Origin of the sequence: Paraburkholderia sp. MM6662-R1 (assembly GCF_050436245.1) — a bacterium.
In the GTDB taxonomy this organism is placed as follows: Bacteria; Pseudomonadota; Gammaproteobacteria; order Burkholderiales; family Burkholderiaceae; genus Paraburkholderia; species Paraburkholderia tuberum.
The window spans coordinates 2173403-2192641 of the sequence record NZ_JBNDLV010000004.1 but is presented as its reverse complement, the minus strand read 5'-3'; the positions used below and the strand labels follow the sequence as shown (position 1 = coordinate 2192641).

Genomic DNA, 19239 nt, shown 5'->3' with positions numbered 1-19239 from the left:
TTCCGATGCCGCATTTTTTGCCACGAGAACCATCATGCCTGCCCAACACGACGAAGCACCCGGCGCTCACGACACGACGGACAAGCGGCAGCGCAAGACGCTGTCCATGTCCGTGCGCAATCTCCTGATGGTCGCCATTGGCGTCGTGATGTTCACGATCGTGTCGGGCGTCGTGCTGTACAACCCGATCATGTACGGCGACGAGATCCCGAACTTCGGCATCATCCTGATGCTGACCGTGCCGGTCATCGCGGGCGTCGCGTTTCGGGTCGGGCTCGACGCGTGGCTCGATCGCGAGTGAGCGGCAAGAACGCCACCGCCTCATCCCATCATGCCGCCTTGACCGGCGGCAATACGACCCACACTTCAAGGCCGCCGCCGTCGCGCGGATGAAACTGCAGGCCGCCGCCGTGCAGCCGCGCGATCCGATCGACGATCGACAGCCCCAGCCCCGTGCCGCCGCTATGCGCACGCGCATTGCGGCCGCGCTGGAACGGCGCCTTCAGCTTCTCCAACTCCTCCGCCGTCAAACCTTTACCGCGATCGCCGACCGCAACCGTGACCGCGTCCTGCGTCGCCCACGTGCGCACCGCAAGCCCGCTGCCGCCGTAGACGATCGCGTTCTGCATCAGATTCATCAGCAGCCGCATCATGCTGATCGGCCGATATCGAACGGCCGGCAAGCTGCCCAGCGACAGGTCGAACTCGTGCCCGAGCCCCGCGAAGTCGCCCGCGAGCCGTTCGATCAGCGCATTCAGATCGCCGGGCTGTGCTTCCTCGCGCTCGCCGCTGCCCGCGTAATCCATGAACTGCTGCAGAATCGTCTCGATCTGATCGAGATACGATTCGGCGGCGATGACGAAACTGCTGTCGGCCCCCTGCGGCATCGCCATCGCCATCGACAGGCGCAGCTTCGTCAACGGCGTGCGGATGTCGTGCGAGATGCCCGCGAGCATCAACGCGCGCGTCGCTTCGGCGTCCTGTAACGCGCGCGTCATCTGATTGAAAGCGCTGCCCACGGCGGCGATTTCGGCGGGACCGTCGGTCGGCAGCGGCGCGGGCAGGTCGCCGGCGCTGACGCGCCGCGCCGCTTGCGTGAGCTCGTGCAACGGTTCGTTCAGGTGCAGCTGGATCGCGTAGCCGGCGAGCGCGGCGAGCACGCCGAGACCCAACGACAGGAAGATCGCCGCTTCGAGGCCGCTGCCCTGCGCGTCCTCGGGAACCGGCAGCGCGATCCAGTATGGCGCGCCGGCCAACGAACCGGCCGCGTGGTCGGACCCGGCAGCCGGCGCATGCATGCGAATCCACAGCCGCTGCGCGCCCTCGGTCTGCCACCGCACGGGCATATCGGCGGGCAGATGCTTCTGCAGGCTGTCGATGAAAACGCCGCGCTGATAGGTGCTGTACACATGCAACAGATCGTGCGGCGGTGTGTCGGTCGCTTCGGGCGGCAACTGCTCGCGCGCGTCGAGACGCGCGGTCAGCGCCGCGCGCGAGGCGGGCGGAGTGGCCGCGAGCAGGTTGTCGAGCGTCGTCACATAGGTCGCGAACACGGCCGCCGCGCGTTCGACGCGTGGCCGCTGCACGTAATGCAGCAGCACGACGATCGAGCAGATCTGGCTCAGCATCACGAGCGCGATCAACAGCGCGATATTGCGCGCGAGCAGCGTGCGCGGCAGCAGTGCGCGCGACAGTGAGCGCATCATGATTCGACATCGGCGACGAGCATATAGCCGACGCCCCAGACGGTGCGAATGAAACGCGGCTTCGACGGATCGTCCTCGACGATCTGCCTCAGCCGCAGCACCTGTACGTCGATGCTGCGATCGAGCGCGTCATGGTCGCGCCCTCGCGCACGCGCGAGCAGGTTGTCGCGGCTCACCGCACGATTCGGCGACGACGCGAGCGCGATCAGCAGCAGCATCTGCGCGGAATGAATCTCGAGCGGCTCGCCCGCGCGCGACAGCTCCTGCTTGCCGATATCGAGCGTGAAGTCGCCGAAACGCACGCGCTGCGACGTCAGCGTGAGGTCGCCCGCGGCCATCTTCTGGCGGCGCAGCAACGCATTGATTCGCGCCACCAGTTCGCGCGGCAGAAACGGTTTCGCGAGGTAGTCGTCGGCGCCGGTTTCGAGGCCGGTCACGCGATCGAGCGGATCGCCCTTCGCCGTCAACATCAGGATCGGCAAGGTCTGCCCTTGAGCGCGCAGCTTCGCGCAGATCTCGAGGCCGTCCTCTTCGCCGATCATCAGATCGAGTATCAGCAGGTCGAACGGCTCGCGCTCCAGGTAGCGATTCAGGCGCTTGCCGTCCTCGGCCGCGCGCACGTCGAAGCCATGACCGCGCAGAAAGCGCAGCAGCATGTTGCGCAACTCGGCTTCGTCGTCGAGCACGATGATCCTGGCGGGGCGTTCCATCCGAAAGCTCCTCGATAACCGAGCCGCTCAGTGTGCGGCCTCGCGTTCCTGCATGAATGCCTCGATCTGCGGGAGCGTGATGTAGCCGGCCTTCTGGGTGTCGATCTCGTCGAAATGACGCGCCAGCCGCGGCATGCCGGCCGCTGCCTGGTCGCGCGTCAGCTTGCCGTCGTGGGTGGTGTTCGCGCTTGAAAAACGCGTTTGCAACTGCTGCTCCATGCGCTCCATCTGCTGCTGGCCGATATCTTGTGGCGCGGCGGCCTGAGCGAACGCGACGGTGGACGCGCAGCACAGCAGCACGGTGGCGAGCAACTTCTTCATGACTGACTCCTTCGGTTGGAACATCGACCGTCGCCTGCCTGGGTGCCGCGAACCGTTTCGATGACAGGCCGAATTGTTGGTCAGACGCCGCGCGATCGCAATTCGAGAATCATGTCGAATCATGTCACGGCACCGGGTGCCGCTGCAGCTTGACATCGAATGAAATGAGTTCGCGGTTTCGTTTTGCGGACCTGCTGCGTATCGTTTCGTCTGCCGTTCGTCGACATCCACGTATCAGGAGTCCAAAATGACTATCCGTCTCGCCTGTTCTTCCGCTGCCTACGCGCGAGTCGTCGTGTATCTGCCCGCCGCCGTGGTCTACGCGCCGCCGCCGCGGCCGGTCTACTACCCGGTGCCGGTCAATCCCGTGTACGTATCGGCACCGCCTGTCGCCGTGCCTGTGGCGGCCGCGACCATCGTCGCGGCGCCGCCCGCGCTCAACTATGCGGTGGTGCCCGCGCCGAAGGTCAGCTATGCGCAACCGCTCGTGATCGCGCCGCGTTGAAAGCGCGCGCCGGGCCGTCGCGCGGGCGGTTGCGATCGCCCCGAGACCGGCCCACGCCGTTGACTCAGCATAGGACACGCGCCGCGCGGGCACGCCTGGTGAATTCCCGTTGTCCCGTTGAAAGGTGGAGCGCCGCGTAAAGCTTGCATGGAGTTTGGCGCTTCTTACCATCGCGCACCGCGCCAGGCGCGCGCCCGATGTGGCGCTCTGCGCCGGCACGGCTGATATTGACTACATATAGGCGGGATGGAACGGACCTTGCGATCCCTGTCAGGTTCGCGCGCCCCTTCCCACCTTCTTTCCTGGACCTTTGTGATGAGCTACCAAGATATCGACAAGGAAATCGCCCACCTCGAAGTCGTTTTCAACGCACTTTCTGGGCGCGACCGTTTTCCGTTGTCGTACTGGCATCGTCGGCTGCATGCGTTGAACCGTTCGTCGATGGTGCCCGCGCAACGCCAGCGCGTCGCCCACCTCGAAGCAAGGCTGCGCTCGGTCGGCGCGCGACTGGACGAGCTCGCCGGCGCGACGCGCGTCGGTTCCTGCACAAGCCCGCTGATGGCGGGCGGGTCCGGCATCGGTTCAGCCAGTTAATATCCGCGCCCCAAGCGCCAGCGCGAGCGCGGGCACCATCACCAGCGCGCCGACTTTCAGAAACTTCATGAAGCTGACGTCTTCGCCTTCGCGGCGAATCGCGTTGAGCCACAGGATCGTCGCGAGCGAGCCGGTGATCGACAGGTTCGGCCCGAGGTCGACGCCGATCAACAGCGCGTCGATCACGCGCTCGGGGCTATGCGCCTGCATCACGGTCGAACTCGCGATCAAGCCGGCCGGCAGGTTGTTGATCAGATTGCTGAGGAACGCGACGCTCGCGCCGGCCCACCCGGCCGCTTCCATTTCGTTGTGTTCGGTCGCGCGGCGCAACGCACCCGCGAACAGGTTGATCACACCGGTGTGATCGAGCATCTCAACCAGCACGAACAGCCCGGCGACGAGCGGCAACACGTTCCACGAAATTTCGCGCATCATCGGCAGCGGCGATCTGCGCTCCTTGATCAGCACGACGAGCGCGGTCAGCGTGCCGAGGATCGCGGTCGGCAGGCCGAGCTGGATGTCGTAGGCGGAGACCGTCAGCAGCGCGCCGGCCGTCACCGCGATGCCCGCGAGCGCGACGCGCCCGCTCGCCGACAGTTCGACCGCGTCGAGATTGGCCTCGCAGACGCCAGTGAGCGCCTCGCGTTGCGTCCAGCGCAGCATCACGAAGGTCGCGGCGATCGACAGCACCGACGGCAGCGTGAAGCGCAGCATCCACGGTCCCAGCGGCGGCGTGTGATTGCCGTACAGCACGATGTTGGCCGGATTCGAAATCGGCAGCACGAAGCTTGCCGCATTGGCGACGAACGCGCAGACGAACAGCAGCGGCAGCGGCGGTGTCTTCGCTTTCTTCGCCGCCGCGAACACGGCGGGCGTCAGCACGACGGCGGTGGCGTCGTTGGAAAGAAACGCGGTGATCACCACGCCGAACAGATACACGAGCACGAACAGCTTGCGCGGCGAACTGCGCGCATGATTGACAGCGAGCACCGCGACCCAGTCGAACAGCCCTTCGCGGCGGCCGACTTCGGATAGCAGCATCATGCCGAACAGGAACAGATAGACGTCGGTGCCCTTGCCGATCGCTTCGACCGCGAGATGCAAGGGCAATAGGCCGAGGGCGACGAGCAGCACCGCGCCGGCGACGGCCCACACTGCTTCGGGCCATTTGAACGGCCGTGTGATTACGCCGGCGGTGGCGAGCGCGGCAATACTCCAGGAAAGAAAAACGGAATTCACGGCTTGACGCCCGGATATTGGGTTATGTCGGTGGCTGCGCAAAGCGCGCAACCTTGTTGTTCGGGGCAACAAATTACCACAGCGGTACCACGGCGAGCGCTCCATAGCAGTGTGCGTGCCTTAATGCGCGGACCTTTCAGCGCGCATGCCTCTCGACACGATTAACATCACCGCGACAACGATCTGTTCCCGCCCACCCGCCTATTCAGTTTGAATGGGCATCCCTACTATCCGCATTCTCACGCGGCTTCTCGCGAGCAACGGATAGAACACGATGCAAACACACGCTTGCGCTCCCACGCGCTACCACGGCGCGGCGATCGCACTGCACTGGCTGGTCGCCGCGCTGATGATCTGCGGCTTCTACATCGGCTGGATCATGACCGATATCCCCGGCTTCACGCCGACGAAGCTCAAGTACTTCTCGTGGCACAAATGGATTGGCGTGACCGTGTTCGCGCTGGCGCTGCTGCGGGTGCTGTGGCGCGCGACGCATCGCGCGCCCGCGCTCGATGCCGCGACGCCCGCGTGGCAGAAGGCCGCCGCGCATCTGGTGCACGGTCTGCTGTATCTGCTGATGCTCGCGATTCCGCTGTCCGGCTACTTCTACAGCTCGGCGGCCGGCATTCAGGTCGTGTATCTGGGCATCGTGCCGCTGCCGACGATCATCGGTCCCGATCACGCGCTGAAGGCCGCGCTGCGCACGCTGCACGTGCTGCTCAACTACACGCTGCTCGCGCTCGTGATCATGCACGTGCTTGCGGCGCTCAAGCATCAGTTCGTCGATCGCGACGGATTGCTCGCGCGCATGGTGCCGTTTCTGAAGACCCGCGCATAACGATATGACGGCTTGAAGAAAGCCACCACTCCTGTCGATTGGTTACGACTGGTTGGCAATCAAATTCCTCGCGGTGTGCAATCAGGCCGCGAAGCTCGGATAGGATGCGTACCATCATGAAGACACCTTTTTATCTCTCCACTCGTCGCGCGACGCTCGCTTCTTTGGCGGTGCTTGCGCTGCTCGGCGCGAACCTCGCGCACGCCGACGTCGACCTCGCGAAAAGCAGCGTCATCGCCACGACCAAACAGATGAACGTGCCCGTCGACGGCAAGTTCAGAAAGTTCTCCGCGCAACTGAATTTCGATCCGGCGAAGCCTGCCGCGGGCAGCGCGAACGTGTCGATCGACACCGCGAGCTACGACCTCGGCGCCGACGACTACAACAAGCAGGCGCAAGGCAAGGAATGGTTCGACAGCGGCGCCTTCCCGAGCGCGACCTTCGTGTCGAGCTCGATCACGCCGGCTGGCGGCAACCAGTACAAGGTGACCGGCAAGCTGACGATCAAAGGCAAATCGCAAACGGTCGTCGTGCCAGTCGTGATCGCGAGCCAGGGCGCCACGCAAACGTTCGACGGCTCGCTGCCGATCAAGCGCACGCAGTTCGACGTCGGCACCGGCGAATGGAAAGACACGTCGGTGGTCGCCGACGAAGTCGTCATCAAATTTCATCTGGTCGCGGCGAAGAAATAACCCACCACGCCGCAGCACCGCCTTACCCTTCGACCTCTGGAGTCCAACTTGAAGCAATCCTTCCTGCTCGCCGCCGGCGCGCTCGCCGCTGCATGCTCGTTCAACGCGATGGCCGCCGCCGAAACCTACCTGCTCGATCCGACGCACACGTCGCCGAGCTTCGAGACCGACCACTTCGGCGGCCTGTCGATCTGGCGCGGCAAGTTCCAGAAAAGCAGCGGCACCGTCGTGCTCGATCGCGCGGCGAAGACCGGCACGGTCGAGGCGACGATCGACATGACCTCGGTCGGCATCGGCAACGACAAGCTCAACGAGGAACTGGTCGGCGACAAGTTCTTCGACACCGCGAAGTTCCCGACCGCGACCTACAAGGGCACGCAGATCCGCTTCGACGGCGACAAGCCGGTCGAAGTGATCGGCACGCTGACGCTGCACGGCGTCACGAAACCGGTCAACCTGAAGATCGAATCGTTCAAGTGCATCCAGCATCCGGTGCTGAAGCGCGAAGTGTGCGGCACCGAATCGGTCGCGACGTTCAATCGCGACGATTTCGGCATCGATTTCGGCAAGGCGTACGGCTTCAACATGAAGACCACGCTGCATATCCAGGCCGAAGGCATCAAGCAGTAAGCGCATCACGCCCGGCACGGCCGGGCGCCGAACTACTGGATCGCGGGCTGCGCCGGCGCGTGCGACGCGCGGCGCGCCTCCAGCCACGCGACCAGCTCCTCGCGGCGCATGGCCTTCGCGAACAGCCAGCCCTGTCCGTACTGAACGCCTCGGCGCAACGATGCTCGACGCCGCATCCCGGGCGATCGTGTCGACGAACGATTTGTCGATCTTCAGAGCGTCGATCATGAAAGTCTGCAATAGGCGAGGCTCGAATAGCCGGTGCCGAAATCGTCGATATAGACCGGGTGGCCGGCGCTTCGGAAGGCCGCGATCGTCTGCCGGGTCGCATCGGCGTTCAGGCAACTGCGCTCGGTCGCTTCGATCCTGATCTGCGCGGGACGCAGGCCGGTTCCGGCGAGCCTCGCGGTGATCAGGTTAAGAAAGCGCGGCGTGCGCAGATCCTCGCCGCTCACGTTGAACCCGCTTTTTCAACAACGCGTTGAACGACACGCGTGCGGCCGGCCGTGCCGGCCCTGACCGGCGGCGAGCGCGGCAAGGTACCATTACGGGCTGGCGGCGTCGCGACGCGCGCCGTCACCGCTTTCGTTCATTGCCATCGCCCGCTTCAACTCCCATGAATTCGCCAACCCGCCGCATCGCGCACCTCGACATGGACGCGTTTTACGCGTCCGTCGAACTGCTGCGCTATCCGGAGTTGCGCGGGCGCGCGGTGGTGATCGGCGGCGGGCGCAACAGCGCGCCGCAGGTGCTCGAAGACGGCAGCAGGCGCTTCGCGAAGCTACGCGATTACGCGGGCCGCGGCGTCGTGACCACCTCGACCTACGAGGCGCGCGCGCTCGGCGTATTTTCGGCGATGGGCATGATGAAGGCCGCCGCGCTCGCGCCCGACGCGATCCTGCTGCCGACCGACTTCGATTCATACCGCCACTACTCGCGTCTTTTCAAGGCCGCCGTCAGGACGTTCACGGACCGCATCGAGGATCGCGGCATCGACGAGATCTATATCGACCTGACCGACCTGGCGGGCGAACCGGCCGACATCGGCCGGCGCATCAAGGACGCCGTTCATCAGGCCACCGGTCTCACGTGTTCGATCTGCGTCGCGCCGAACAAGCTGCTCGCGAAGATCGGCTCCGAACTCGACAAGCCTGACGGCCTGACGATCCTCACGCCGGCCGATATACCGCTGCGCGTATGGCCGCTGCAGGTACGCAAGGTCAACGGCATCGGCCCGAAGGCCGCGCAGAAGCTGACCACACTCGGCCTCGCGACGGTCGGCGATCTGGCCGCCGCCGACGCCGGGTTGTTGCAGGACAACTTCGGGCGCAGCTATTCCGCCTGGCTGATGCAGGTCGCGCAGGGTCACGACGAGCGGCCCTTGGTGGTCGAATCGGAGCCGAAGTCGATCAGCCGCGAGACCACGTTCGAGCGCGATCTGCATCCGCGCCACGATCGACCGGCGTTATCGAGCGCGTTTACGGGGCTCTGCGTGCGTGTCGCCGACGATCTCGTGCGCAAGGGTTACGTGGGCCGCACGATCGGCATCAAGCTGCGCTACGACGACTTCCACACCGTCACGCGCGACCTGACGCTCGACGAACCGACCGCCGACGCGACCGAAATCCGCCGCGCGGCGACCGAATGTTTGCGACGCGTGGAGTTGAACCGCAAGCTGCGGCTATTGGGCGTGCGCATCAGCACGCTGACGTCGGCCAGCGAACAGGCGCTGAAGCCGCGCCTGCCGGTTCAGGCCGACTTGCCTTTCGCGAGCGACGAATAGGCGCTGTCGCCGGCGACGCCGGTCGCGTTCGCACGCATGGCCGGCACGTCGCCTGACGTGGAGAGCGCCGACGCCGCCACCGAAAACGAGAACGTGTTGACGCCGTTGGCGCTGTGCGCGGACACGGTGCCGCGATGCATCTCCGCGATCGCCTTCACGATCGCGAGCCCGAGCCCGTGGTTTTCGCGGCTATTGGTGCGCGAGACTTCCGCGCGATAGAAACGGTCGAACAGATGTTCGAGGACGTCCGGCGCGATCGGCTCGCCAGGATTTGCCACGGCGACGCGCACCTGGTCGCGCATCGGTCCTTTCCCGCGCGCGATCGTCACGCTGATCGACGCGCCCGGCTCGCAATGCTGGATCGCGTTCATCAGCAGGTTCGTGCACGCGCGGCCGAATAGCGACCGGTTCACGCGCGCGAACGCATCGCCGTGCAACTGCGCATGCACGTGCGCCTCTTCGAGCGGAATCTCCAGAAACTCGAGCGTATGCGCGAGTTCCGCCGCGAGCGACACCTCGACGAGCCCCGTCGCGCGTTCGCCCTGATCGGCGCGCGCGAGGAACAGCATGTCGTTGATGATCGTGCGCATCCGCTCGAATTCTTCGAGATTCGATTGCAGCGTGTGGCGCAGATCGTCGACCGAGCGGTTGCGCGTCAGCGCGACCTCGGTCTGGCCGATCAGGATCGTGACCGGCGTGCGCAGTTCATGCGCGACGTCCGCGTTGAACGATTCGAGCCGGCCGTAGGCGCCGTCGAGCCGTTCGAGCGCGCCGTTGAACGAGTTCGCGAGGTCGTTCAGTTCGAGCGGCAGCGACGCCGTATTGAGCCGCTGCGAGCGGTTGTTCGGGCTGACCGCCGATGCGTCGCGCGTCAGACGCGTGAGCGGTGCGAGACCGATGCGCGTGACCGAGTAGCTGAGCAGCAGCACCGCGAGACTGCCGAGCGCGGACAGCGCCGCGAGCGCCGAGCCGAACACGCGCATCGTGCGCAGGTTCGGTGAATAGCTCGACGCGACCTGCAACTGCACCGGCGGCCGCGCGGCGTTGGCGGGCAAGGTCACCGTCGAGGTCAGCATGTCGGGGCCGCCGCCCGCCGGCGCGATGCGCGCATAGCCGCCCGGCCAGCTCTTCGTGACGGTGCCCTGCACCGGCGTGCCGAAGTGATAGCTCGGGTCCGCGCTCGTCACCGAGTACACGGTGCTGCCGTCGTGCGGCGTCATGTCGGTGAGTTTTTCGCGGCACATCCGCCATTTTTCGGGCGTCACCGCGTGATAGACGATGATGCGTGCGATCTGCGTGCGATCGTCGAGCGACTCGCGCAGATGATGTTCGAGCTGCGTGCGCAGCACCAGAAAGAGCCCCGTGCCGACGAGCGTAAACACGAACAGCGCGACCAGCGCGAACATCGACGCGAGACGGCGGGCAATCGAACGGTTCATGATGTCTCGGCCTCTTCGCGCACTTCGAGCACGTAGCCCATGCCGCGCACCGTGTGCAGCAGCTTCGACGGGAACGGGCCGTCGAGCTTCGCGCGCAGCCGCTTGATCGCGGTCTCGACGACGTTCGTATGGCTGTCGAAGTTGACGTCCCACACGAGTTCGGTGATCGCGGTCTTCGACAGAATGTCGCCCTGACGGCGCGCGAGCACGCTGAGCAGTTGAAACTCTTTGGCGGTCAGGTCGAGGCGTACGCCGTCGCGCGTCGCGCGGCGGCCGATCAGATCGACGAACAGATCGCCGACGGAAATCAACGTGGACTCCTGCGAACGCGTGCGGCGCGCGAGCGCATGCAGACGCTCGACCAGCTCGAGGAACGAGAACGGTTTGGTCAGGTAGTCGTCCGCGCCTTCGCGCAGGCCGCGCACGCGGTCGTTCACGTGATCGCGCGCGGTCAGCATGATGACCGGCGTCGACTTGCGCATGCGCAGCGCCTTCAGCACGCTGAAGCCATCGCGCTTAGGCAGCATCACGTCGAGGACGATCACGTCGTAATCGAATTCGGTGGCCAGATGCATTCCTTCCTCGCCGTCGAGCGCGACATCGACGACCCAGCCCTGCTCTGTCAAACCGGAGCGCAGGTAGTCCACCACCTTGTGCTCGTCTTCAACGATCAGCAATTTCATCCGCGTCCCCATGCCACGTTTGGCGGTCAACTGTCCATTATACGAAACGCCCCTAATGCCTCGCGCCGATCCCACTCCCTCGGCACGGAAGCTCTGCCGGGGCGATTCAGTGTGCAGGAGCCGGCATCTCCCTCTGCTGCGCGCCGCCGGCCGGCGCTTGCTGCGGCGATGCCGTAGCACTGGCGACGTTCGCTGTCGCGTTCGTACGGGTAGCCTCGTTCCCGGCCATTGCGCCACCTTGCCCGCCGCCCTCCCAGCCGCCGCCGAGCGCCTTCACGAGCGCCACCGACAGCGTCAACTGCTGGCCGTGAATCTGCACGTCCGTGCGCTCGCTGGTCAGCAGCGACTCCTGCGCGTCGATCACGTTCAGATACGCGACGAGGCCGCCCGAATAGCGATCGTTCGCGAGCGACAGCAGCCGCTGCGCGTCCTCGACCGCCTCGCGCGACTGCTTCGCCGCGCCGTCGAGCACCGACAGTCCTGTAATGCCGTCCTGTACCTGCTGGAACGCGCTCAGCACGGTCTGCCGATAATTCGCCTCGGTCGCCTTGTAGCCCGCGCTCGCGTACTGGACGTTGGCCGCGCGCCGGCCGCCGTCGAAGATCACTTGACCGACCGTCGCGCCGAGCGTCCACATCAGCGTCGGCGCGCTCAGCAGATTGGCGAACTCGGTGCTCTCCCAGCCGATGCCCGGCGTCAGCGTGAGGCTCGGGAAGAACGCCGCCTTGGCCACGCCGATCTGCGCGTTGGCCGCCGCCATCGCACGTTCCGCCGAGGCGACGTCGGGACGCCTTTGCAGCACGTCGCTCGGCACGCCGAGCGGTACGGTCGGCGCCTTGATGTCGAGCACCTTCGGCTCGATCGCGAACTGCGGTGCCGGCACGCCGACCAGCGCGGCGATCGCATGCTCGAACTGCGCGCGCTGATTGAGCAGCAGTTGCGCCTGCACGCGCGTCGAATCGAGCTGCGATTTCTGCTGCAGCACGTCGAGGCCCGATACCGAACCGAGATCGTGCTCGGTGTTCACGTAGTCGAGCGCTTTCTGCTGTAGCTTCACCGACTGGTTCAGCACGTCGATCTCGCGGTCGAGCTCACGCAGCGAGAAGTAGTCGGTGGCGAGGTCGGTCGTCAGCACGAGGCGCGCGTTCGCGAGATCGTCCGCCGACTGTTCGGCCGACGCCTGCGCGCCCTCGACCTGACGACGGATGCGGCCGAACAGATCGGTGTCGTAGCTGATCGTCGGCCCGAGCTGGAGGTTGTTCTGCACCGTCGATTCGGTCGGCGTCGCGTAGTTCGTCAGCGGCCGGTCGTGCGAAATACGGAAGCGCGAGGCCTGTGCGTTGAAATCGACTTCCGGCACGCGCTGCGCGCTGGTGTTCGCGAGCGTCGCCTTCGCCTGCTCGTAGTGCGCGCTCGCCGCGGCGAGCGTCTGGTTCTGCGCGAGCGCCTGGGTTTCGAGCGTCGCGAGCGTCGGGTCGGCGAAGCCCGTCCACCAGTCCGGGGCGATCGGCGCATGCGACGGCGCGGCGACGCGCCAGAACGAATCGGTGTGCCATTCGGGCGGCACCTCGGCCTGCGGCCGCTGATAGTTCGGGCCGACCGTGCACGCGGCGAGCAGTGCCGCGCCGGCGCACGCGCTCAGCGCGGTGAAGACAGTGCCACGCGTACGCGCCTGGCGTGAAACCGCGAACATCACGACGCCCCCTTGCCGTTCTTCTGCAGCGGCTGCACCTGCACGTGATCGCCATCGGCAATCGAATCGCTCGGGTTGACGATGATGCGATCGCTCGGCGAGATACCGCTTTCGATTTCGAGCTGCTGTCCGAGGTCCACCGCGATCACGACCTTGCGCAGGCTCACGTTGCCCTTTGCATCGACGACCGCGAGGCGCGGACCCTCCGCGCGAAATAGCAGCGCGTTGCCGGGCACCGTGAGACGCGCATGCGCGGCGGCCGGCACCGCGACCTGCACGTACGCGCCGGGGCGCAGCTTGTCGTCGGGATTCGGCAGCGTCACTTCGATCTGCAACGAGCGCGTGGGTACGTCGATCGCGCCAGATATATGCGTGATCTTGCCGTTGAACTGCTGGCCCGGCAGCTCGGCCTGCGTGACCACGACCTTCTGCCCGACCGCGACGTTCTGCGCGTAGGCCTGCGGCAACTGCACATAGACGCGCAACGGGTCCGATTGAGCAAGCGCGAACAACGCACGGCTCGTGCCGCTGCCCGCGTCGATCAGATCGCCGACGTCGACGTTGCGCTGCGTGACCACGCCGGTAAACGGCGCGACGATCCGCTTGAACGATTCGAGCTGCTGCAGACGCTTGACGTTCGCATCGGCGGCCGCGAGATTCGCGAGGTCCTGCGTGTAGGTGCTTTGCCGTTCATCGAGCTCCTGTTGCGACACCGCATCGCGCTGGCGCAGCTGCTGCCAGCGTTCCAGCGAGGTCTTCGCGAGCGCGAGGCTCGAATTGATCTGCTGACGCTGTGCCAGAGCCTGCGCGAGTTCCTGGTCGATTTCCGGCGTATCGAGCTCGGCGAGCAGTTGCCCCTGCTTCACGTGAGTGCCGATGTCGGCGTACCAGTGCAGCAGATAGCCGGTCGCGCGTGCGTAGATCGGCGACTCGACATAGCCGCGCAGCGTGCCCGGCAGCAGCGTGTCGCCGCCGCCCTCGGTCTGGGTCGGCGTGACGACATTCACGTACTGCGTGGCATTCTGCTGCGCGATCGCCGCGACTTCGCGGTTTTGCAGCACGTTCGCGATCACGGTGCGAAGTGTGCCTGCCACGAGCAGCATGAGCACGATCACGACGGCGATCTTCGCGCGCTTCCATTCGCGATGGCGCGGCGGCAGCCGGTGCTCTCCTTCTTCCGTTTCCCGCGCGGGGATCGCTAGCGATGCATGAGTTTTTTCGGTCATCTCAGTCAACCATCGTTTAACTTTTACGCGGGCGTCGCCGCACTGCTGGGTTCCGGTGCGGGGGTGTCACTATGGCCGCCACTGCCACTGCCACCGCCATCGTCGCCAGCGTCGCCACCGCCGTTGTCGTCGTCGCCGCCGTTCTTATGACGGCGCGCGAGCCACGAATGAATTCCCGCAAACACGAGCGGCACGAAAAACAGCGTCGATACGGTCGCGAACAGCAACCCGCCGATCACCGCGCGGCCAAGCGGCGCATTCTGCTCGGCGCCCTCGCCGAGACCGAGCGCCATCGGAATCATGCCGATGATCATCGCGAACGCGGTCATCAGCACCGGACGAATCCGGCTCGCGCCGGCTTCGAGCGCGGCCGTGAGCGGCGGCGCGCCGGCCGACAGCCGCTGACGCGCGAACGCGACCATCAGAATACTGTTCGCGGTCGCGACGCCCATGGTCATGATCGCGCCGGTCAGCGCCGGCACGCTCAGATGGGTGCCGGTCAGGAACAGCATCCACACGATGCCCGCGAGCGCCGCCGGCAACGCGCTGACGATGATCAGCGGATCGACCCACGACTGGAAGTTCACGACGATCAGCAGATACACGAGCACGATCGCCATCGCGACGCCGATGCCGAGCCCTAAGAACGAACTGCGCATCGTCTGTACCTGGCCGCGCACGGCGATCGTGCTGCCGCGTGGCAGCGAGCCGCGCACCTCGTCGACGATCTTGTCGACCTGATTCGCCACGCTGCCGAGATCGCGCTTTTCAACGCTCACATACAGATCGATCACCGGACGGATGTTGTAATGCGTGACTTCCGCGAACTGGCTCTTCGGCGAGATCTGCACGAGGTTGCCGAGCAGTTGCGTCGGCCCGTTCATCGTGGCCGAGACCGGGGTGCGCAACAGTTCGTCGATCGAAGACACCTGGTACTGCGGCGTCTGCACCGCCACCTTGTATTCCACGCCGTTCCTGTTGTTGACCCAGAAGCCCGGCGACGTCTGCGAGCTGCCCGACAGCGAAACGAGCACGTTCTGCGCGACGTCGTTCGCGGTCAGGTTCAGTTGTTGCAGGCGGGTGCGGTCCATGTGCAGATCGATCACCGGTTCGTCGAGCTTCTGCTGGATATGCGTGTCGACGGTGCCGGGAATCAGTCGCACCTGCTTCAGCAGCTTGCGCGCGATGTCGAGGTTGCCCTGCTGATTCGCGCCCGAAATCTGCACGTCCACCGCGGCAGGCAGGCCGAAGTTCAGGATCTGCGTGACGATATCGGCCGGCTGAAAGAAGAACTCGACGCCCGGGAAACGCTGCGGCAGGATCGCGCGCAGCTTGTCCATGTAGATCTGCGACGGCTTGTGGCCTTCGTTCAACGCAATCTGGATCTCGCCGTCGAGCGTGCCCATCGTGCCCGCATTGCTATACGACAGGTTGATGCCGCTATACGGTACGCCGAGGTTGTCGAGAATCGTGCCCAATTCCCTGGGCGGCACGACTTCGCGGATCACCTTTTCGACCTCGTCGGCCAGCCGCGCGGTTTCCTCGATACGCGTGCCGGTCGGCGCGCGCATGTGCAGACGGATGTCGCCCGCGTCGACGCTCGGAAAGAAGTCTTCGCCGAGTGCAAAGAACAGGCCCATCGACAGCACGCAGAAACCGAGGAACAGCGCGCCGAACATCTTGCGACGCACGAGCAGGTTGCTCAGGATCATGATGTAAGTCGCGCGCATGCGCTCGAAGCCTGCGTCGAAGCGGTGATACAGACGCATGAACAGATTCGGCTTCGTGCCCGCCTTCGGCTTGTGCGCGTGGCCCATCAGCAGCATCGCGAGCGTCGGCACGAGCGTACGCGACAGGATGTACGAAGCGAGCATCGCGAACACCACCGCTTCCGCGAGCGGCACGAACAGATAGCGCGCGACGCCGGTCAGGAAGAACATCGGCACGAACACGATACAGATACACAGTGTCGAGACGAGCGCCGGCACTGCGATTTCGCCGGCGCCTTCGAGAATCGCATCGTGCAGATTCGTGCCCAAGTGCAGGTGCCGCTCGATGTTCTCGATCGTCACGGTCGCGTCGTCCACCAAGATGCCGACCGCGAGCGCGAGGCCGCCCAGCGTCATGATGTTGATGGTCTGCCCGAGCGCGTGCAGCACGATCAGCGACGACAGAATGGACAGCGGAATCGAGATCGCGATGATGCAGGTGCTGCGCCAGTTGCCAAGGAACAGCAGGATCATCGCGGCGGTCAGCGCGGCGGCGGCCAGCGCTTCGCGCACCACACCCTGCACCGCCGCCTTCACGAATACCGACTGGTCGAACAGCGCGGTGATCTGCAGATCCGGCGGCAGCGCGGCGCGCGCGGCCGGCAAAATGGCTTTCAACGTATCGACGATCGACAGCGTCGACGCGTTGCCGTTCTTCAGCACCGACATCAGCACGCCGCGATGGCCGTTCTGCCGCACGATGTTGGTCTGCGGCGAGAAGCCGTCGCGCACATGCGCGACTTCACGCAGGTAGGTCGTCGCGCCGTTGACGGTGCGCACCGGAATGTCGTTGAGACCTTCCAACGTCGGCGGCGACCCGTTCATTTCGATCGTGTATTCCTTCGGCCCGATCTTGGCCGTGCCGGTGGGCAGAATCAGGTTTTGCGCGTTGAACGCGTTGACCACGTCGGCAGGTGTCAGGCCCTTGGCCAGCAGCGCGCGCGTGTCGAGGTCGACCGAGATCAGCCGCGATTTGCCGCCATACGGATATGGCACGGCCGCGCCCGGAATCGTCACCAGTTGCGGTCGCAGGAAGTTCAGCGCGGTGTCGTTGAGATCCTGCTCCGAGAGTTTCGGACTCGACAGGCCGAGCTGGATGACTGGAATGCTGGAAGCCGAGTAGCTGATGACCAGCGGCGCGGTGGCGCCCGGCGGCATCTGCTTCAATTGCGCCTGCTCGATGGCGACCGTCTGCGCGATCGCCGTCTGGATGTTCGCGTTCGGCTGCAGAAACACCTTCAGGATCGCGATGCCGGGGAGCGATTGCGATTCGATATGTTCGATGTCGTTGACCGTCGTGGTCAGACTGCGCTCGTTGACCGACGTGATGCGGGTGGCCATGTCTTCGGCCGACAGCCCCGTATACGTCCAGATGATGCTGACGACCGGAATGTTGATATCCGGCAGCACGTCGACGGGCATGGTGAACAGCACGAAGGGCGTCGCCAGCACGATCAGAATTGCCATCACGATGAACGTGTATGGCCGCTTAAGCGCTACGTTGACGATCCACATTGAAACGGGCCAGAGAAAATGCGGGTGGAGGGAGGGATTGAATCTGCGCTTATGCTAGATCGATGGCACCAACGCCTGCATGGCATGAAAATGGCGAAATCGTCAGGAAGCTTGTTGAAAGCAAATGCGCCATTTTTGGAGGCGAAGGGCTCTCGCCGAATTAGCTGCGAATTAGCCGCAAAGCAAACGTTTGTTGAATAAATTTACGCGCAGTTAATGAAACGTTTGCTGATACGCGGCACGTTTTTTGGCCGAAATGATATGAAACATGCTTTCAGATTGATTCGCAAGAGGGGGCGATTTTGCTCCGTGCGGCCATCCCCTTCAACCAAAATAGGCCGGTCGACCTGAATGGTCGACCGGCCTTCATTTGCAGTCATCCGTGTCCTGGCGTCAACGCCCGCGACGCTTATTTGGCGAACAGCGACGACATATCGGCGAACGCCTTGAACTCGAGCGCATTACCCGACGGATCGAGGAAGAACATCGTCGCCTGCTCGCCGACCTCGCCCTTGAAGCGCACATGCGGCTCGATGATGAATTCGATGCCGGCCTTCTGCAGTTTGTCCGCGGCGGCCTGCCATTGCTCCATCGACAGCACCGCGCCGAAGTGGCGCACCGGCACCGCGTCGCCATCCACCGCGCTGGTATGACGGTGACCGACTTCGTCCGGCGCCAGATGCGCGACGATCTGATGACCGTAGAAATTGAAATCGACCCATGCGTCCGAACTGCGCCCTTCCGGGCAGCCGAGCAATTCGCCGTAGAACTCGCGCGCGGCGGCGAGGCTATGAACAGGAAACGCCAGGTGGAACGGCGGCAAAGCGGTTTCGGCAACGCTCATGATAGGAAGACTCGCTGGGGTGGGTGTGAGGATGAATTACGACTGGCACGACTGGCAACCGGTTCAGTTGAAGCAAAGTTTAATCATGAATAAAAATGTTGAGAAACGATATATATTTGACCTGACCATCACCAAAATCGATTGATCGATCATGCTCAGCGAGTTGAAAACCTTCATCGCCGTCAGCCAGTACGGCACGTTCTCCGGCGCGGGCGCGCGCATCGGGCTCACGCAATCGGCCGTCAGCGCGCAGATGCAGCGGCTCGAACAGGAACTCGGCTTTCAGCTGTTCGACCGCACCGGCCGCTCTGCGACGCTCAACGAGGCGGGCCGCGAAACGCTCGCGCTCGCCGAGGAAATGATGGCGCTCTATGCGCGGCTCTCCGAGCGCAGCGGCGGTGCCGCCGAAAGCGGCATGCTGCGGATCGGCGCGATCGCGTCCGCGCAGGTGTCGCTGCTCGCCGACGCGCTCGCGCGCTTTCGCGACGACCGTCCCGGCTGGCGGATTCGCGTGGTGCCGGGCGTGTCGCTGGGGCTGCTCGGCCAGGTCGACTCGGGCGAGCTCGATCTGGCCGTCATCATCAAACCGCCGTTCGCGCTGCCGTCGGAACTCGAATGGCGCACGCTCGTCGCCGAACCGTTCGTGCTGCTCGCGCCGAAACAGCTTGCGCGCGGCGGCCGCTCGTGGCGCGAACTGCTGCGCAGCGAGCCGTTCATCCGCTACGACCGCGCGTCGTTCGGCGGACGGCTGGTCGACCGTTTTCTGCGGCGCGCGCGCCTTGGCGTGCGCGATGCGGTCGAGCTCGACGAATTGCAGGCGATCGTGCAACTGGTCGCGCGCGGCATGGGTGTCGCGCTGATTCCGAATACGGCCGGGCTCGGCAAATGGCCAGCGAGCGTCGTCGCACTCGAACTCGGCGATGCGAGCTTCGAGCGCGAGATCGGGCTCGTACTGCGGCCGCGGCATAGCCGGCCGGTGGTCGCCGATGCGTTGGCGGAGTGTATTGCGAGCGCGGCGCACGGTTGAGCGCTTTGCACGCCGCATTCGATGC

18 protein-coding genes and 1 pseudogene are annotated in these 19239 nt (G+C 64.8%); 8 read left to right on the top strand and 11 right to left on the bottom strand.

Features of this window, described 5'->3' with window-relative positions:
- The first annotated feature begins 34 nt into the window (after positions 1–34).
- Positions 35–301, top strand: a complete 267-nt coding sequence (locus tag OKW39_RS40000) for a hypothetical protein (protein WP_090810108.1) — start codon at positions 35–37, stop codon at positions 299–301.
- Between the two features lie 28 nt (positions 302–329).
- Here the strand turns inward: OKW39_RS40000 and OKW39_RS39995 are convergent, their stop codons facing one another.
- Genes OKW39_RS39995 through OKW39_RS39985 form a run of 3 tightly spaced genes read right to left on the bottom strand, consistent with a single transcriptional unit; the run spans position 330 to position 2737 of the window.
- Positions 330–1706 (bottom strand): ATP-binding protein, encoded by a 1377-nt coding sequence (locus tag OKW39_RS39995; RefSeq protein WP_090806369.1) that lies wholly within the window; start codon positions 1704–1706, stop codon positions 330–332.
- Positions 1703–2416 carry a response regulator gene (locus OKW39_RS39990; protein WP_429565166.1) on the bottom strand — a complete coding sequence of 238 codons (714 nt, stop codon included), beginning with the start codon at positions 2414–2416 and terminating at the stop codon, positions 1703–1705. Before OKW39_RS39990 ends, OKW39_RS39995 begins: the two co-directional genes overlap by 4 nt.
- A 27-nt stretch (positions 2417–2443) precedes the next feature.
- Positions 2444–2737, bottom strand: coding sequence for an EF-hand domain-containing protein (locus OKW39_RS39985; protein ID WP_429565165.1), 294 nt, complete (start codon positions 2735–2737; stop codon positions 2444–2446).
- A gap of 247 nt (positions 2738–2984) precedes the next feature.
- Here OKW39_RS39985 and OKW39_RS39980 point away from each other — a divergent pair, with 247 nt between their 5' ends.
- Positions 2985–3242 carry a hypothetical protein gene (locus OKW39_RS39980; RefSeq protein WP_429365249.1) on the top strand — a complete coding sequence of 86 codons (258 nt, stop codon included), beginning with the start codon at positions 2985–2987 and terminating at the stop codon, positions 3240–3242.
- Positions 3243–3557: 315 nt separating this feature from the next.
- On the top strand, positions 3558–3836 hold the full coding sequence (locus OKW39_RS39975; protein ID WP_090806375.1) for a hypothetical protein: 279 nt from the start codon (positions 3558–3560) through the stop codon (positions 3834–3836).
- Here OKW39_RS39975 and OKW39_RS39970 read toward each other — a convergent pair.
- Positions 3825–5075, bottom strand: a complete 1251-nt coding sequence (locus OKW39_RS39970) for an arsenic transporter (RefSeq protein WP_090806377.1) — start codon at positions 5073–5075, stop codon at positions 3825–3827. The two genes, OKW39_RS39975 and OKW39_RS39970, sit on opposite strands and share 12 nt — an antisense overlap.
- Positions 5076–5349: 274 nt before the next feature.
- Here OKW39_RS39970 and OKW39_RS39965 point away from each other — a divergent pair, with 274 nt between their 5' ends.
- From OKW39_RS39965 to OKW39_RS39955, 3 genes are all read left to right on the top strand, one after another.
- Entirely contained in the window at positions 5350–5913 is a 564-nt protein-coding gene (locus OKW39_RS39965; RefSeq protein ID WP_429565164.1) for a cytochrome b, read from the top strand.
- A gap of 116 nt (positions 5914–6029) precedes the next feature.
- Complete coding sequence (locus tag OKW39_RS39960; protein ID WP_429565163.1) at positions 6030–6605, top strand: YceI family protein; 576 nt, start codon at positions 6030–6032, stop codon at positions 6603–6605.
- A 48-nt stretch (positions 6606–6653) separates the two neighbouring features.
- Entirely contained in the window at positions 6654–7235 is a 582-nt protein-coding gene (locus tag OKW39_RS39955) for a YceI family protein (protein WP_429334106.1), read from the top strand.
- 32 nt (positions 7236–7267) lie between these two features.
- Here the strand turns inward: OKW39_RS39955 and OKW39_RS39950 are convergent.
- Positions 7268–7693 (bottom strand): annotated as a pseudogene (locus OKW39_RS39950) (EAL domain-containing protein); the annotation flags it as partial.
- A 158-nt stretch (positions 7694–7851) separates the two neighbouring features.
- On the opposite strand from OKW39_RS39950, the gene dinB reads away from it, so the two are divergent.
- On the top strand, positions 7852–9018 hold the full coding sequence (gene dinB / locus OKW39_RS39945; RefSeq protein ID WP_184065303.1) for a DNA polymerase IV: 1167 nt from the start codon (positions 7852–7854) through the stop codon (positions 9016–9018).
- Here the strand turns inward: dinB and OKW39_RS39940 are convergent.
- From OKW39_RS39940 to OKW39_RS39915, 6 genes are all read right to left on the bottom strand, one after another.
- Positions 8985–10457 (bottom strand): heavy metal sensor histidine kinase, encoded by a 1473-nt coding sequence (locus OKW39_RS39940; RefSeq protein WP_184036356.1) that lies wholly within the window; start codon positions 10455–10457, stop codon positions 8985–8987. The two genes, dinB and OKW39_RS39940, sit on opposite strands and share 34 nt — an antisense overlap.
- Positions 10454–11140, bottom strand: a complete 687-nt coding sequence (locus OKW39_RS39935) for a heavy metal response regulator transcription factor (protein ID WP_018424874.1) — start codon at positions 11138–11140, stop codon at positions 10454–10456. Before OKW39_RS39935 ends, OKW39_RS39940 begins: the two co-directional genes overlap by 4 nt.
- 106 nt (positions 11141–11246) lie before the next feature.
- On the bottom strand, positions 11247–12833 hold the full coding sequence (locus OKW39_RS39930) for an efflux transporter outer membrane subunit (protein WP_429565162.1): 1587 nt from the start codon (positions 12831–12833) through the stop codon (positions 11247–11249).
- On the bottom strand, positions 12833–14059 hold the full coding sequence (locus OKW39_RS39925; RefSeq protein ID WP_429334109.1) for an efflux RND transporter periplasmic adaptor subunit: 1227 nt from the start codon (positions 14057–14059) through the stop codon (positions 12833–12835). The genes OKW39_RS39930 and OKW39_RS39925 overlap by 1 nt, the downstream gene beginning before the upstream one ends.
- 23 nt (positions 14060–14082) lie before the next feature.
- The gene (locus OKW39_RS39920) at positions 14083–17343 is read right to left on the bottom strand and encodes an efflux RND transporter permease subunit (RefSeq protein ID WP_429565161.1); all 3261 of its coding nucleotides are present in this window, start codon (positions 17341–17343) and stop codon (positions 14083–14085) included.
- 409 nt (positions 17344–17752) lie between these two features.
- Positions 17753–18187: a VOC family protein gene (locus OKW39_RS39915; protein WP_008918388.1), complete on the bottom strand. Its 435-nt coding sequence runs from the start codon at positions 18185–18187 to the stop codon at positions 17753–17755.
- A 151-nt stretch (positions 18188–18338) separates the two neighbouring features.
- Here OKW39_RS39915 and OKW39_RS39910 point away from each other — a divergent pair, with 151 nt between their 5' ends.
- On the top strand, positions 18339–19214 hold the full coding sequence (locus OKW39_RS39910) for a LysR substrate-binding domain-containing protein (protein WP_429565160.1): 876 nt from the start codon (positions 18339–18341) through the stop codon (positions 19212–19214).
- Positions 19215–19239 lie beyond the last annotated feature (25 nt).

Excerpts from the sequence above, each read along its gene's own strand:
- OKW39_RS39960 (WP_429565163.1), top strand. The coding sequence starts at position 6,030 with ATGAAGACACCTTTTTATCTCTCCACTCGTCGCGCGACGCTCGCTTCT.
- OKW39_RS39975 (WP_090806375.1), top strand. The coding sequence starts at position 3,558 with ATGAGCTACCAAGATATCGACAAGGAAATCGCCCACCTCGAAGTCGTT.
- OKW39_RS39930 (WP_429565162.1), bottom strand. The coding sequence starts at position 12,833 with ATGTTCGCGGTTTCACGCCAGGCGCGTACGCGTGGCACTGTCTTCACC.
- OKW39_RS39995 (WP_090806369.1), bottom strand. The coding sequence starts at position 1,706 with ATGATGCGCTCACTGTCGCGCGCACTGCTGCCGCGCACGCTGCTCGCG.
- OKW39_RS39965 (WP_429565164.1), top strand. The coding sequence starts at position 5,350 with ATGCAAACACACGCTTGCGCTCCCACGCGCTACCACGGCGCGGCGATC.
- OKW39_RS39935 (WP_018424874.1), bottom strand. The coding sequence starts at position 11,140 with ATGAAATTGCTGATCGTTGAAGACGAGCACAAGGTGGTGGACTACCTG.
- OKW39_RS39925 (WP_429334109.1), bottom strand. The coding sequence starts at position 14,059 with ATGACCGAAAAAACTCATGCATCGCTAGCGATCCCCGCGCGGGAAACG.
- OKW39_RS39990 (WP_429565166.1), bottom strand. The coding sequence starts at position 2,416 with ATGGAACGCCCCGCCAGGATCATCGTGCTCGACGACGAAGCCGAGTTG.
- OKW39_RS40000 (WP_090810108.1), top strand. The coding sequence starts at position 35 with ATGCCTGCCCAACACGACGAAGCACCCGGCGCTCACGACACGACGGAC.
- OKW39_RS39915 (WP_008918388.1), bottom strand. The coding sequence starts at position 18,187 with ATGAGCGTTGCCGAAACCGCTTTGCCGCCGTTCCACCTGGCGTTTCCT.
- OKW39_RS39985 (WP_429565165.1), bottom strand. The coding sequence starts at position 2,737 with ATGAAGAAGTTGCTCGCCACCGTGCTGCTGTGCTGCGCGTCCACCGTC.
- OKW39_RS39940 (WP_184036356.1), bottom strand. The coding sequence starts at position 10,457 with ATGAACCGTTCGATTGCCCGCCGTCTCGCGTCGATGTTCGCGCTGGTC.
- OKW39_RS39980 (WP_429365249.1), top strand. The coding sequence starts at position 2,985 with ATGACTATCCGTCTCGCCTGTTCTTCCGCTGCCTACGCGCGAGTCGTC.
- OKW39_RS39910 (WP_429565160.1), top strand. The coding sequence starts at position 18,339 with ATGCTCAGCGAGTTGAAAACCTTCATCGCCGTCAGCCAGTACGGCACG.
- OKW39_RS39920 (WP_429565161.1), bottom strand. The coding sequence starts at position 17,343 with ATGTGGATCGTCAACGTAGCGCTTAAGCGGCCATACACGTTCATCGTG.
- dinB (WP_184065303.1), top strand. The coding sequence starts at position 7,852 with ATGAATTCGCCAACCCGCCGCATCGCGCACCTCGACATGGACGCGTTT.